Below are 13084 nucleotides of genomic sequence, written 5' to 3'. Positions count from 1 at the left end.
ATCTGTCCGTTTATCCCGTGCCCAAGCCTAAGCCTTGACAAGGGGTGTATAATATTCTTATTTAGTTGTTTTTATGCATTGGCCACTGAAGGAGCCTTTTATGTCGGATATTCCATTAACAAAACGTTCGGTTATGACCCTGTTTTCTGATCCTCGTAGTCCGAATTCTCACCGTGTACGTTTGGTGGCAAAAGAAAAAGACATTCCAATGGATGTGATCGAAGTGGATCCAGATAACATGCCAGAAGATTTGGTTGAGTTAAACCCCTACGGAAGCTTACCGACCTTAGTTGATCGTGAATTGATTTTATACGATGCGCAGGTCATTATCGAATATCTAGACGAACGTTATCCGCACCCGCCATTAATGTCAGTTGACCCGATTTCTAAAGCACGATCACGTCAACAGTTACGCCAAATTGAAACCGAATGGTATCCGTTAGTCGAAACTATTGTGCGTAATGAAAGTGCTGAAGCGGTAAAACGTGCACGTCGTGATTTAACCGAACGGTTGATTCAGATGATTCCAGTTTTTGCGCATAAAGATTTCTTTATGAGTGATGATTACACCTTGGTGGATGCAAGTTTAGCCGTATTGCTATGGCGTTTACCTTCATTAGGTATTGAGTTACCTAAATCAGCCAAAGCGATTACAGACTATTCAAACCGTCTAATGGAGCGCGAAATGTTTAATGAAAGCTTGTCGGATGATGAGCTGGATATGAATGACGCTTAATAGACAAATTGAACACTTGTTAAGTTGCAAACAATAGGACCCTTATGATGATTTCGAACCGGCCTTATTTGATCCGAGCTGTGTATCAGTGGATTGTTGATAATGAGTGGACGCCACACCTGCAAGTGGACGCTAACTACCCTGGGGTAGAGGTGCCGCTTGAATTTGTGGATGAGGGTTTTATTGTATTAAATGTGTCGCCTACGGCGGCGCAAGCGGTGGATTTAAGCAACGATTGGATTAGTTTTCGCGCACGATTTCAAGGCGTAGAGCGCAAAATTGGCTTTCCGCCTCAGGCGGTACATGCGATTTTTGCGCGTGAAAATGGCCAAGGTATGCCATTTCCACCGGAAGCTTATCCAGATGAGACCGAAACACCATCCAAGCCCGATAAACCTAAACGTCCGAGTTTAAAAATCGTGAAATAAAACGATTAACCAAACGGTTGAATCACGTCTAACTCTTGAAACGCGGCTTTGACCGCGTTTTTATTGGGTTCTAAAAATAACAGCTTTAAATTTGGTCCAGCATCCATTGTAAAGTAGACTTCTACGCCTTGTTGACGAAGTTGCCATACCTTTTGCATCGCCAATACGGATTCGGCTTGCCAATATAATATCGGCGGCCAAGTGGCGATCATGGTGGCGTGCATAGATAACGCATTATGTTCGGCGGTTTCGCCTAATAGGCTAAAGTTTTGTTGTTGAATTGCTTGTTGAATCAGTTTTACCTGACGTTCGGCTTGTGCCGGCCAGGCCTGGTAGAGTTCGCAGGTATTGACGGTTTGCTGCATGCCAAGGGTTGAGCCAATCGGTTTTTCAGTCGTATCAATTTTAACTAAACCAATGCAAAAGCCTTTCCAGGTTTGCGGCAAGGCTTCAGCAAAAGAATCCATACCGTCTTGCGCTTGGCCTTTGTGCCAAATCGCAAAGCCATCAAACAACGAACGGCTTGCACTGCCGCTGCCTAAACGCGCCAAAATCGACAACGATCGTAAATCCAACCGCCAATCAAACAAATCATTTAAAGCTTTCACCAAAGCGGCATAACCTGAAGCGGAAGAGGCTAAACCCGCCGCCGTGGGAACCGAGTTGATGGTGTCGATTTTAAAAACTTGATTAGTGGGACGAAAAAAATCCAAATAACGAGTTAAACGTCGAGCGAATTCAGAATCTTGAGCTAAGCGTTGGCCGTTCAACCAGGCCTGGTCCTCGGTGTTTTGGTTATTTTCAAGTAAGCTTAAATGTGTCTGAGTTCCCAAGCCCGGTAAACTGATCGATAAACTCGAATTGGTGGGCAAGTTAAGCGATAGCTGACGTTTGCCCCAATATTTACTGAGTGCAATATTAACTGGCGCTTCGCCAAAACCGAGTGTTTTAGTGGGCGCTTGGTTTGGGATTAATTGCTGGACAATGTGTTGCGCGCTCAAGGCGTGTGAATTGCTCATAATGTGACCTGGGTTTGATGATGATTGCGGGCTTGTGAAATACATTCGGCTGGGCGTGAATTAATGCGGGCGTTCATGATTTTATAGGGTGGAAGCGCTTTGATATGGCCGAATCCTATGACACAATCCCCCAGTCCCGAACCGGATATTTTGGCGGCCGGTAAGCAAGTGCGGAGTTGGTCAACAATATTATCCAATGTCGGGTCGCTGACACCCAGTTGTGTCATGAGTTGCTGGTAATGCGTGACTTGCTGGTAAAACGCGGGATCATCCGCTGAATGTGTTTTTGTTAAGATCTGATAAGCCGAGCGTGTTGTGTCACCCATTTTTTGATACAAAGCTTGCAGCTCTTCGGGGCGATCCGCCCAAGCCTTGGCCACCTGAGCTAATACTTGGCTGGTCGGAGTTTTGTATCCGCTGTAGATCAGGCACAAATCCAGTGAAACTGGGATGGGTTGAATGCATTGTCTGCTCGGATCAAAAAACACTAAGCCGCCGGTTAAACTGGCCGCTAAATCCGCACCCGAACCCCGACCTTGCACATCTAATATACAGCGATGTCCAAGCTCAAAACGTGCCCAATCACTTAGTTTAAGCTGGCAAATGTTTTCCAATCCAACTAGGCAAGCGGCCAATACCGCCGCCGAACTGCCCAACCCCCAATCATCAGGAAACTCGCTGTGAATGCGTAATGTCCAGCCTTGCGCTAACTTCGGTGCAAAGGCTTTTAAAGCCGCCAGTACAAAACGCAGTTTGGGGTGGTCTTTTATTTGATCTAGTTGGGTTGTGAAATGGGCGAGTTCGGAAATAATGTCTAGTTGGCGGTCATCACGTGGTGTCCATTCAATTTGAATACGTGGCGTTAAGCTCGCGACCAAAGCTGGTTGACCGTAAACCACACTATGTTCACCCATTAGCATCACGTTGGCGGGGGCGCTGCTGATATATTGAATCGGGTTTTGAGTGGGGTTAGGCGGCATTATTTCTCCTTTAATCGGTTTGGCAACGCGCGCCTTGTTGGTCTATTTGGATTTTTTGGCAGGTGAAGCCCCACTGTGTACACAAGTCGGTTGGGTCTTGTTCACATAGCGCCATCACAACCCCGGCTTGTTCACCAGAAATACTGCCCGCACCACATACTTTAGCGGCACAATTAGGTGTTTGTTGGAGCTGCTGAATAAACTCAGCCACTTTAGTAGGTATCACGCCGATTTTTTCTAATAAGGTTTGATTGCTGCGAACGGCTTGTTTTAAAGCCGCGCCATCATGGGCTAGCCAAGCTTTATGCATCTCGTTTGTGCATTCGGTAAAGGTTTGCCATAAAACCTTATCTTGCGCATGCTGTGCTTTGACGTGGCTCACGCATTCACCCGTTGTGCTACTGGGTTCGCCAGTGTCAATCAACCAGGCTTGGAAACGATGCGATGGCAGATTTTGTAGTGCTTTTTCTGGTTGATAACGCACTAAGCCACCATACAAAACACTCAGCGGGTCTAAACCGCTGGATTGACCATGCTGTCGAGACTCAACCATTTGCGCTAATGCGAGTAGGGCGGATTCATTTTGAATATGGTGATGTTTAAATAACGCACTTAATACACTCACGATAACTGCGGCGGAGCTGCCTAAACCTCGGCCTGCCCAAGCGTTGGATTGAATGCTTATGTTCCAGTGACCCGGCTGCAGGTGAAACTGCTGCTCAAAATGAAACAAACATAACAATACCAAATCAAACGGTTGCTGACAGACTTGGCGGATCGATTTTAAGCCTTTTTCAAACGCCAAGAATCGCGCTTCGATTTCGATGGCTTGATCCCAGGCATCAATAAACGACCAGGCCTGGTGCTGGTCATAATCGGTTAAAAAAATATCAATGTGGTGATGAGTATCGGGCTGGAATGTTAGCTGAGATTCGGTGGTTAAATTGATCGCCATACTCAAAGCAGGCGCACCGTATAAAACAGCATGCTCGCCACTGAGAATCAGTTTTGCGGGCACGGTGCAACGCGTGTTCATGGTTTATTGGCCCGTTTTAAGGTAACAACGTTTGTGGTCTTGAATCCCGCTTAAACGGAAAGGCCCAGCATGGTATTCAGGGAAGGTAATATTGGCCTGGTTGGGTTCTGTGTGGTGATACAAGTCCAGATATTGCTGATAAGTCAGCGCGCTACGTGCTTTGATACCTTGCTGATGTTCAGCGGTCATCAACACGTTTTGATAACCAGGCTGAATCACGCCGCTAAAAAACTCCGCCACACAGCCAGAACCATAACTAAAAAAACCAATGCGTTGATTGTCTAGATTGGGTTTGTGGTCCAGCAACGAGCAAAAACCAACAAACAGCGAGGCGCTGTAGCTGTTACCAATTACACGGTTATAAATTTGGCTGGCGGCAACTTGCTGGCTGGTTAGTTGATCTGGTTGTTTTACGCCGACTTGTTTGACCAGTTGTTTGTGCGCTTTTTCAGCCATTTTGGTAAACGGAATGTGATAACAAAACTGCTGAATGTCATCAAACCCACGGCCAGTTTCTTCGGTGAAGTGTTGCCAGGCAAACTTTAGGCTGCTGAGATAGACTTTGGTAGAATACTTGCCATCCACCAATGCGGTTTCACGGTGGTTGGGGCGCCAAAAGTCCATTACATCTTCTGTGTGATAACCTGAGCCAGCTTCAATGGCTAAAATACGCGGATCCGTTTTAACCAGCATCGCCACCGCGCCGCAACCTTGAGTAGCTTCACCCGAGGTGTCTAAATCATAACGTGCAATGTCGGCCGCAATCACTAGCACTTGTTCTTTTGGGTTAGCTTTTACGGTGTTTACGGCCATTTGCAGGGCCGCCGCGCCGGCATAACAGGCGTGTTTAAGTTCAATCACACGGCAACGGTTTGGCAGGTTTAATAGACTGTGTACAAACGCGCTGGCTGATTTGGATTGATCAACCCCGGATTCGGTAGCGAAAAATACCGCACTGATTTTAGTACGATCCACTTGTGCCAAAATGGGTTCGGCGGCTTTGGCCGACAAGGTGACGATGTCTTCATCCGGTGGCGCAATCGACATTTTTTCTTGCCCAATGCCGACCAGATATTTATCGACATCTTGGTTTTTTTGTTGCGCAAACACATCCAACCCAAGATAAAAATCTGCGGTCGCAAAATGGATTAAATCTATGCCGACATTCTGACTCATAACCTAGGATTCATTCCGCCGTTAGTGCGCAAAAGGTGCGCGTCGTTTAAAAATAGTGATTCTATATTAGCCGCGCCCAGTAAAAACTGTGCAACCTGAAACTCTTGTTTTAGCTGTTGTATCTTTTGCTCTACCGCTTGCGTTGATTCAATCGCCGGGCTGAGGAAGGGGGCGGCTAAACCACAGACACAGCCGCCCATTATAACTGATTTAACCATATCAATACCATTACGAATCCCACCGCTGGCAAAGAACTTGGCTTGATACTGATAAGGCCGCGCCATTTGCAGTGCTTGTGGCGTGGTGATGCCCCAATCTTGAAATAATACACCCAGATCAGACTCAGCGCGATGCGCTTCAATTCGGCTCCAAGAGGTGCCACCGCGGCCAGCTAAATCAAAATACTGAATACCCGCGTCTAAACCCAGTTTAATATCGGCAGGCGATAAACCACAACCCACTTCTTTTAACACAATCGGCACAGCCAGTTTTTGCGCAAGCTGGTGAATTTTATCGGCCAGTCCGGCAAAGTTTCGGTCACCTTCGGGCTGGATCAGTTCTTGCAAAGGGTTAAGGTGCAGAATCAGCGCATCGGCTTGCAAAATATCCACCGCGGCTCTGGCTTCATCCAATCCAAAACCGGTATTAAGCTGCACCGCGCCCAAGTTGGCAAATAATGGAATACTGGGCGCATACTGGCGCAACTCAAAACTTTTGCGTGCGGCTGGGTCTTGGATCATCGCGCGTTGCGAACCCACCGCTAACGCCACCTGTTGAGATTCAGCGGCTTGAGCTAAGTGTCGGTTGATATTGACGAGGTTATCCGCGCCACCACCAGTCATGGATGAAATCAGTAATGGAAAACGCAAACGTTTTCCCATTAGCTGGGTAGAGGAGTCAAGTTGGTTAAAGTCTAGCTCTGGCAAACCGCGATGATTGAGTTGAATGACATCAAAACCGGATTGCGCGCGCTCAATCTCTCTATCTTGTAAAAGATGATCTATATGATCTTGTTTGCGCTGGGTAATGTTGTTCGAATCAGACACGAAATTAACGTTCCAGCTTTAAGTGGGCGGCCATGAGTTCGCCGGGATTGGTTTGCGCGGCTAATAAAGACAGTTCACCACATAAAGCGGTGGCGCCGGCGATACAGGCGAGGCGTCGAGCATTGTCGCCCGGTTGGGCTTGCGGGTCGGTGCAACCGAGTTGCGCTAGGTTGGCTTGCACAAAATCCAAACCCTTGCCATTGCCCACGGTACCGACAATTAAATTGGGCAAAGTGGTCGAAAAATACAAATCACCTTCAGCTGTGACCTCGGCATGATTAATAGCTTGTGAGCCTTCAACGATATTGGCGGCATCTTGACCAGTGGCCAAATAAAACCCTAATAACATGTTGGCGACATGCGCGTTGGCGGTGCGTAAACCGCCGGACACAATCGAACCGATTAAGTCTTTTTTAATGTGTAAATCAACCAAGGCCTGCGGGGTGGTTTTTAAAAAACGATGGCATAGTTTGGCCGGAATTGTGGTTTCGCACACCACGTTTTTGCCACGGCCTAAAATGCCGTTGACCGCCGAGACTTTTTTGTCGGTGCAAAAGTTGGCGGAAATCGAGACATATTCTAGTTGGCTGTATTCAGCCAAAATCCACGGGAATAAGGTGTCGGCGGCTTGCGTCGCCATATTGTGGCCGGACGCATCACCGGTGGTGAATTCCAAACGTAAATAAATCAAGTTGCCAATAATTTGGCTGTGAATATTAATCAGTTTGGCGAATCGACTGGAACGGCTGACTTGGGTTTGCATCTCATCTTGGCGTGCTTTTAAAGCTTGCAAACAGCGCAAAGCTTCACCTGCGTGCGGCGCTTGCAACAGAATCGAGCGCGTCATGCGTTCATCCACCAAGGTGACCCGAATACCACCGGCATGCGCGGTCGTGCGTGCGCCACGTGCAACAGACGGCCATAATGGCGTTTCATAAGTAGCCATTGGCACCATTAAGTCATCCACAGCGACATCACCGATTAGCTTAAATGGGCCAACCGATTGCATTGGAATCTGGGCGAATTGAGAGGTCTGATTAGTCATGCGCGCCATTATAAACGAGAAACCCGAAAATACATAAAAACCCATTCAAAAGGCAAACAAAACCAGACAAGACAGGGTTAAACGCTGACAGGGAAAGGAATTAACAACCACCAGGCCTGGCACTTTTGATACCAGGCCTGGTGGTTGAAAGGATTAAGGGGTCATGAACATTTGAATGGTATAGAACACACCTGCAGCAATTAAAGCGGTAGCTGGGACGGTGATCACCCAAGCCGCGATGACTTTTAACATGATGGTGCGTTTGACCAATTCTTCGCGGTAGACTTTTTTAAGTCCTTTGCGTTCTTTTTTGGTCAAGTGTGCATTGTTGTCTAGCGCATCATTTTTCAAGTCTTGCAACATGCGACCTTTTTCAGCCAATGATGCCTTGTCAAAACGACGAATAAAGGCTTCGACAATCGCGCGATCTTTGCCTTTGTGGTGATCTTCGATTTTTTGGATCATACGTTTATAGTTGGCTTTCAAATATTCACGCAAGAAGCCCACGCCAAAGATCGCGCCGATCGTGACGTGGGTGGTGCTGACTGGTAAACCCAGCTGCGAAGCTAAAATAACCGTTAACGCCGCCGCCATGGCAATACTATAAGCACGCATTTGGTCGATATCGGTAATCTCACTGCCCACGGTACGAATCAGTTTTGGGCCATAAAGCGCCAAACCAATTGCGATACCGATTGCGCCCACCAACAATATCCAAAGTGGAATCGCGGCTTTGCCATGCACTTCTGACTCCATCAGTGCATCGTTAATGGCGGCTAATGGCCCGACCGCATTGGCGACATCGTTTGAACCATGTGCAAAACTCAGTAAGGCCGCGGCAAAAATAAGCGGGATGGTAAACATTTTGTTGACGCCATCTTTACTGTTGGCATTAATCATAGAGGCGCGATTGACCATCGGGCGAGTGATAAAATACACCATTAACGCGACTACAACACCGACACCAATCGCACTGATAAAGCTTACCGGCATAATCTGCTTTAAGCCCTTCATCATTAAATAAGTACCAAACGCCCAGCCCATTAAAGCTAATAGCCAAGGAACCATACGGCGTGAAGCATCCATCATGTCGGACTTGTAAGTAATCGTGCGTTTGATGAGATAAAGCAAGCCGGCGGCAATGGCGCCACCCAGAACCGGTGAAACCACCCAGCTGATCACAATTTGACCAATTGTGTCCCAGTTAACAATCGCCCAGCCGGCGGCGGCGATGCCGCCACCCATGACCCCGCCAATAATGGAGTGAGTGGTTGAAACCGGCGCGCCTAAAGCGGTGGCAAGGTTTAGCCATAAGGCGGCGGCCAATAAAGCCGCCATCATTAACCATATAAAGATTTGGGCATCGTCAATATCATCCGGGCTGATAATGCCACCTTTGATGGTGGTGACCACGCTGCCACCTGCAATAATCGCGCCGGCGGCTTCAAATACCGCCGCAATCGCAATCGCAGTGGTTAAGGTCATAGCTTTCGATCCCACTGCCGGGCCGACGTTGTTGGCCACATCGTTGGCGCCAATGTTCATCGCCATGTAGCCGCCAATCACCGCCGCAACCACTAGAGTGATACTAATATGACCAAAATTGATGTAGGTAAACAGAACCACACCGACAATAAATAAAAGCGCGATCCCAAATCGGAATAACTCGATACGACCGCTTTTACCGGCCTCTTCTATGGTTTGAATGTTTTTCAGTTCCATGCTGTTGGTTTCCTGTTTATCATCAAATTGCAGCAAAATGCATAAAATGGCATAAGTTATTAGGATCGATTTGCGCGGATTGTAACATTTCTTTTATAAAGCTGTCATAAAAGTGACGCGCTTGCGGGACAAGCTTTTCGAATAAGGGCACCTCGATTAACCCCTGATTTATTCTGGCAACGCCAAGTTTTTCAGATCAAGGCGTGAACCTGAAGGAATGTCTAGACCTTGCAAAGGTTCACAACGCAGAGCTGAGAAACTTGGCTAAGCCCCTGCGGGCGGGGCTTAAAGGTCACTTCTTCGTTGTTGTCCGCCTTGACCTTAGAATGACTAAGGTCGGCGACGCACGCCTAGAATAAGTGACCTTTAAGTCCCGCAGAATCAACCAGAGGTTAATCGAGGTGCCCATAAGTTTTAAATGCTGGTTTATAATCAAGAAATCATCGGTTAATAGGAAGTTAGTTTTATTATGTTAAGTTATCGCCATGCGTTTCATGCGGGAAATTTTGCCGATGTGTTAAAACACGTGATTCAGGTGCAATGTTTGGACTATTTGCTGCAAAAAGACAAACCTATTTGGTATGCCGACACCCATGCAGGTGCGGGTGGCTACGCGTTAGATTCAACCGAAGCGCAAAAAAATGCCGAATTTCAAAATGGCATAGGGGCGCTTTGGGGCAAAAACAATTTAGCCGAACCGTTGCAGCGTTATGTTGATTTGGTAGCCGACTTTAACCAGCAGGCGCGGGCAAGTTCAGCGCTAAAATTTTATCCGGGTTCGCCTTGGTTTGCGCAAAAGTTATTACGTGAACAAGATCGACTAAGTTTGTTTGAGTTGCATCCAAAAGAACAAGCCTTACTTAAACAAAATTTAGGCGCGCAGCGCCGATTAAAAATATTTGATAACGATGGCTTTAAGGGTTTAATTGCACAGTTGCCGCCCAAAGAACGCCGAGGCTTGGTATTGATTGATCCGCCTTATGAAGTAAAAGAAGACTACGACACCGTGGTTGATACCTTGGTTCAAGCGCATAAACGCTTTGCAACCGGAACCTATGCTTTATGGTATCCGATGGTTGAACGTCGCCGCATAAATCGACTCGAAAAAGCTCTGGTCGCCAGCGGCATCCGAAATATCCAACTTTTTGAATTGGGCTTGAGTGACGATACCAACGGGCGAGGCATGACCGCTAGTGGCATGGTGGTGATTAATCCACCCTGGACATTAAACGCGCAAATGAAAACTCTGTTGCCGGACTTAGCTCAGCGCCTAGCGGGTAAGGCAGGTTGTTACCGTGTTGAAACCTTATGCGCGGAATAGGCTGAGTTTTAGTCGAAGGTTATATCAACTTGCATGATTTGTTCTTGCCTTTTTAGTGTCAGCTTTGCAGAAGCCTTTGCTGGTGTTTGACTGAGTTTTAGTATTAGGTCGGCATAGTGGCGAATTTGAAAATCATCAAACTGAATAACGCAGTCACCAGTCTTTAACCCCGCGTTTTCGGCCGCACTGTCAGGTTCGATCGACTCGATGCAGGCGTTTTGGGTGTTCAGGCGTGCGCCGAGTCGCGCATGTTTGGGAAGGCTTATCGGATCGGTGAATACAAAATAATCAAACGCACCCGCTTCATAATCTTCAAACGACCCACTACTAATGGTGACTTGTTGATTTTGTAATTCGGGCATTTCCCGCGCCATATCATTCGGAATGGCTTGTTGATGTGCTAAGTGGAAGTTACCGGCAAAGATTAATAATTTATGATCTGGGTTGTGTTGCAGAAAATTCAACGCGTTATGCGCCATAGTTTCGTCCCAAATACGCTGCGCAAAAATAAAGTCTTCTACATCCCGGTCGGCGGAAATTTTGCCTTCAAAGAATGAGGTTAAACGTTGTTGTTGCGCAGGGCTGGGCGGGTGAATGTTGGGCATGTTGGCGAGCTGTTCTAAACTTAAACTTTGGCGGCCTAAACTCGAAACCTGGCGAGTGAGTTCGGTTGGCGCATTTAAGGCCAGAATCCGCAGTTGGTGCTGACGAGCATAAAGTAAAATAGGCCGTAAAACTCGAAAATCTACGCGCCAGCGTTGGTAATACTGAGATAGATGCAGCAGTTCGGCTTCATCTATACGCCCTAAAACATAAGCGTCCAGCCAAGCTTGAAAAGGCTGTTGAAACCATTCCACGCCAATCGCAAGGTTAGGCGAGTATTGGTGAAGGCTGTGCAATAAAGCGAGTTGAATTAAATGGTCACTGTAGCGAGGGTGAATTTCACCGACGTGAATCACCCGTTTATCCTGTAATAAGGTTTTAAGTTGCTTAAATGAAAGGTCGGAGGATGAGGTGGCGACTTGGGTTTCAAGTTGCGCCACATATTTAAGCGGGTCACTGATCGCCAGCTCAGCATTTTGCGACCAGGCCTGGTGGTTAACTAGGTATAAACACAGCACAAACCAACGCATTAAGACACCGTTTCAATCCAGGCCTGGTTATTTTTGATTTGCGTTACTTTAATGTGTTGGTCAGGTGTTAAGTCATTCGAGGGATTCGCCACCAACCAATGGGTGCCATGATAAAACACCATCCATTGACCATTGTGTTGGGATAACACGCCAGTTTCACCTGGCTCATAAGTCGACAAGGATTCGGTTTGCGCATTAAGTGGCGAAATCAATTTTCGGCGCAACGCAAACAGCAACACCGTCCCAATCGCAAACGCAAAAATTAGTTGGATTTCGCCATGACCGAAGTCGACGAAAAAACTCAGCAATCCCACAAAAATCAGACCCAATCCAAACCAAAGCAAGATATACAATCCAATAAAAATTTCCAGCCCGATCAAAATCAAACCCAGTGAGATCAACATCCAACTGGGGATCAATTCTAATAGGCCAATGCTGGTCATTTGATGTTTCCGGCATTTTGGCCGACAAATAGCGATTGCAACGCACTTAACGAACCGATTAACTCAGAGGCTTCATAAGGAATAACCACCTTGTTTGCCGAATCACTCGCCGCAATGCCTTCCCAGGCTTTAATTCGATCTTTCGCCAGCAAAAACTCAGCGGCATTGGGGTTCGATTGCATCGCCAATGCCAGCATTTCGATGGCTTGTTGCTGACCTTGCGCGAGTTGAATTTGTTCATAACGTCTTGCATCGGCGGTACGTTCAATCTCTTCGGCTTCTTTAAAGGCTTTTTGACGATCACCTTCGGCTTTCGCAATGGTCGCGTTTTTTAAACCCTCGGCTTCGGTTTCGGTGGCACGACGTTCACGCTCCGCACGCAATTGTAATTCCATCGCGTTTTGTACCGCTTCCGGCACCGAAATATCCGAAATCTCAACACGTGTTACTTTTGCACCCCAGTGGGCTGAGGCACTGTCTAACGCCATTAATAAAGTGGCGTTAAGTGTATCGCGCGACGAAAGTGTATCGTCCAAATCCATTTTGCCGATTTCAGAACGCAGGGTGGTTTGCGCTAATTGCGCAATCGCATGTTTGAGGTTAAGAATTTCGTAGGTGGCTTGTTTGGCGTCGCTAATTCTTAAAAACACCAAACCGTCAATCACAATACTCACGTTGTCTTTGGTAATGACCTTTTGCACCGGAATATCAATTACCTGTTCTTGAGTGCCAAACTTGGAACGCACGCGGTCAATCACCGGAATAATAAAGTTTAAACCACCGTGAAGTGTTCGGTGATAACGTCCGAGTCGTTCAACCACCTGCAACTCGGCTTGCGGCACAATACGCACCCCAGAGACTAGGTAGATAAAAACGACCCCGAGAAGAATTAATGTAAAAATTGTGAATTCCATAAAGGTTTATCTCCATCCAACTTGTGTGGTGTTAATATTTAAGGCGTTTAAATTAAAACAAAATGTAACACAAAAGTCATTCTGG

General features: G+C 47.0%; 13 protein-coding genes. 3 read left to right on the top strand and 10 right to left on the bottom strand.

The features are described from left to right. Positions 1–100: 100 nt before the first annotated feature. Positions 101–736: a glutathione S-transferase N-terminal domain-containing protein gene (locus IBX48_RS08855; protein ID WP_296833395.1), complete on the top strand. Its 636-nt coding sequence runs from the start codon at positions 101–103 to the stop codon at positions 734–736. 47 nt (positions 737–783) lie between these two features. Then, on the top strand, positions 784–1164 hold the full coding sequence (locus IBX48_RS08850; protein WP_296833399.1) for a ClpXP protease specificity-enhancing factor: 381 nt from the start codon (positions 784–786) through the stop codon (positions 1162–1164). Positions 1165–1169: 5 nt separating this feature from the next. On the opposite strand, the gene mvaD is transcribed toward IBX48_RS08850, so the two are convergent. From mvaD to IBX48_RS08815, 7 genes are all read right to left on the bottom strand, one after another. Further along, on the bottom strand, positions 1170–2183 hold the full coding sequence (mvaD, locus tag IBX48_RS08845) for a diphosphomevalonate decarboxylase (RefSeq protein WP_296833392.1): 1014 nt from the start codon (positions 2181–2183) through the stop codon (positions 1170–1172). Continuing rightward, complete coding sequence (locus IBX48_RS08840; RefSeq protein WP_296833389.1) at positions 2180–3163, bottom strand: GHMP kinase; 984 nt, start codon at positions 3161–3163, stop codon at positions 2180–2182. The genes mvaD and IBX48_RS08840 overlap by 4 nt, the downstream gene beginning before the upstream one ends. 10 nt (positions 3164–3173) lie before the next feature. After that, a complete protein-coding gene (locus tag IBX48_RS08835; protein ID WP_296833386.1) occupies positions 3174–4199 on the bottom strand; it encodes a GHMP kinase in 1026 nt (341 codons plus the stop codon). 3 nt (positions 4200–4202) lie between these two features. Beyond that, positions 4203–5375, bottom strand: coding sequence for a hydroxymethylglutaryl-CoA synthase (locus IBX48_RS08830; RefSeq protein WP_296833383.1), 1173 nt, complete (start codon positions 5373–5375; stop codon positions 4203–4205). After that, complete coding sequence (gene fni, locus IBX48_RS08825; RefSeq protein ID WP_296833380.1) at positions 5372–6421, bottom strand: type 2 isopentenyl-diphosphate Delta-isomerase; 1050 nt, start codon at positions 6419–6421, stop codon at positions 5372–5374. Before fni ends, IBX48_RS08830 begins: the two co-directional genes overlap by 4 nt. Positions 6422–6425: 4 nt before the next feature. Next, complete coding sequence (locus tag IBX48_RS08820; protein WP_296833377.1) at positions 6426–7466, bottom strand: hydroxymethylglutaryl-CoA reductase; 1041 nt, start codon at positions 7464–7466, stop codon at positions 6426–6428. Between the two features lie 153 nt (positions 7467–7619). Continuing rightward, positions 7620–9188: an inorganic phosphate transporter gene (locus IBX48_RS08815; protein WP_296833375.1), complete on the bottom strand. Its 1569-nt coding sequence runs from the start codon at positions 9186–9188 to the stop codon at positions 7620–7622. Between the two features lie 469 nt (positions 9189–9657). Between IBX48_RS08815 and rlmJ the strand changes: the two genes are divergently transcribed. Then, positions 9658–10509, top strand: a complete 852-nt coding sequence (gene rlmJ / locus IBX48_RS08810; protein ID WP_296833372.1) for a 23S rRNA (adenine(2030)-N(6))-methyltransferase RlmJ — start codon at positions 9658–9660, stop codon at positions 10507–10509. An 8-nt stretch (positions 10510–10517) separates the two neighbouring features. Here rlmJ and IBX48_RS08805 read toward each other — a convergent pair whose 3' ends face one another. From IBX48_RS08805 to IBX48_RS08795, 3 genes are read right to left on the bottom strand one after another with little or no spacing between them, the layout of a single operon-like run. Beyond that, a complete protein-coding gene (locus tag IBX48_RS08805; protein ID WP_296833369.1) occupies positions 10518–11642 on the bottom strand; it encodes a ChaN family lipoprotein in 1125 nt (374 codons plus the stop codon). Continuing rightward, positions 11642–12085, bottom strand: a complete 444-nt coding sequence (locus IBX48_RS08800; protein WP_296833366.1) for a hypothetical protein — start codon at positions 12083–12085, stop codon at positions 11642–11644. The genes IBX48_RS08805 and IBX48_RS08800 overlap by 1 nt, the downstream gene beginning before the upstream one ends. Further along, on the bottom strand, positions 12082–12999 hold the full coding sequence (locus tag IBX48_RS08795; RefSeq protein WP_296833363.1) for a stomatin-like protein: 918 nt from the start codon (positions 12997–12999) through the stop codon (positions 12082–12084). The genes IBX48_RS08800 and IBX48_RS08795 overlap by 4 nt, the downstream gene beginning before the upstream one ends. Positions 13000–13084: the final 85 nt, after the last annotated feature.

The sequence above is a fragment of the Thiomicrospira sp. genome, from assembly GCF_014859555.1.
In the GTDB taxonomy this organism is placed as follows: Bacteria; Pseudomonadota; Gammaproteobacteria; order Thiomicrospirales; family Thiomicrospiraceae; genus Thiomicrospira.
The sequence above is the reverse complement of the archived record's forward strand: the minus strand, read 5'-3'. Positions and strand labels throughout refer to the sequence as shown.

What these genes read in the sequence shown, in the direction of transcription:
- IBX48_RS08855 (WP_296833395.1), top strand. Translation starts at nt 101, where the DNA reads ATGTCGGATATTCCATTAACAAAACGTTCGGTTATGACCCTGTTTTCT.
- IBX48_RS08850 (WP_296833399.1), top strand. Translation starts at nt 784, where the DNA reads ATGATTTCGAACCGGCCTTATTTGATCCGAGCTGTGTATCAGTGGATT.
- mvaD (WP_296833392.1), bottom strand. Translation starts at nt 2,183, where the DNA reads ATGAGCAATTCACACGCCTTGAGCGCGCAACACATTGTCCAGCAATTA.
- IBX48_RS08840 (WP_296833389.1), bottom strand. Translation starts at nt 3,163, where the DNA reads ATGCCGCCTAACCCCACTCAAAACCCGATTCAATATATCAGCAGCGCC.
- IBX48_RS08835 (WP_296833386.1), bottom strand. Translation starts at nt 4,199, where the DNA reads ATGAACACGCGTTGCACCGTGCCCGCAAAACTGATTCTCAGTGGCGAG.
- IBX48_RS08830 (WP_296833383.1), bottom strand. Translation starts at nt 5,375, where the DNA reads ATGAGTCAGAATGTCGGCATAGATTTAATCCATTTTGCGACCGCAGAT.
- IBX48_RS08820 (WP_296833377.1), bottom strand. Translation starts at nt 7,466, where the DNA reads ATGACTAATCAGACCTCTCAATTCGCCCAGATTCCAATGCAATCGGTT.
- IBX48_RS08815 (WP_296833375.1), bottom strand. Translation starts at nt 9,188, where the DNA reads ATGGAACTGAAAAACATTCAAACCATAGAAGAGGCCGGTAAAAGCGGT.
- rlmJ (WP_296833372.1), top strand. Translation starts at nt 9,658, where the DNA reads ATGTTAAGTTATCGCCATGCGTTTCATGCGGGAAATTTTGCCGATGTG.
- IBX48_RS08805 (WP_296833369.1), bottom strand. Translation starts at nt 11,642, where the DNA reads ATGCGTTGGTTTGTGCTGTGTTTATACCTAGTTAACCACCAGGCCTGG.
- IBX48_RS08800 (WP_296833366.1), bottom strand. Translation starts at nt 12,085, where the DNA reads ATGACCAGCATTGGCCTATTAGAATTGATCCCCAGTTGGATGTTGATC.
- IBX48_RS08795 (WP_296833363.1), bottom strand. Translation starts at nt 12,999, where the DNA reads ATGGAATTCACAATTTTTACATTAATTCTTCTCGGGGTCGTTTTTATC.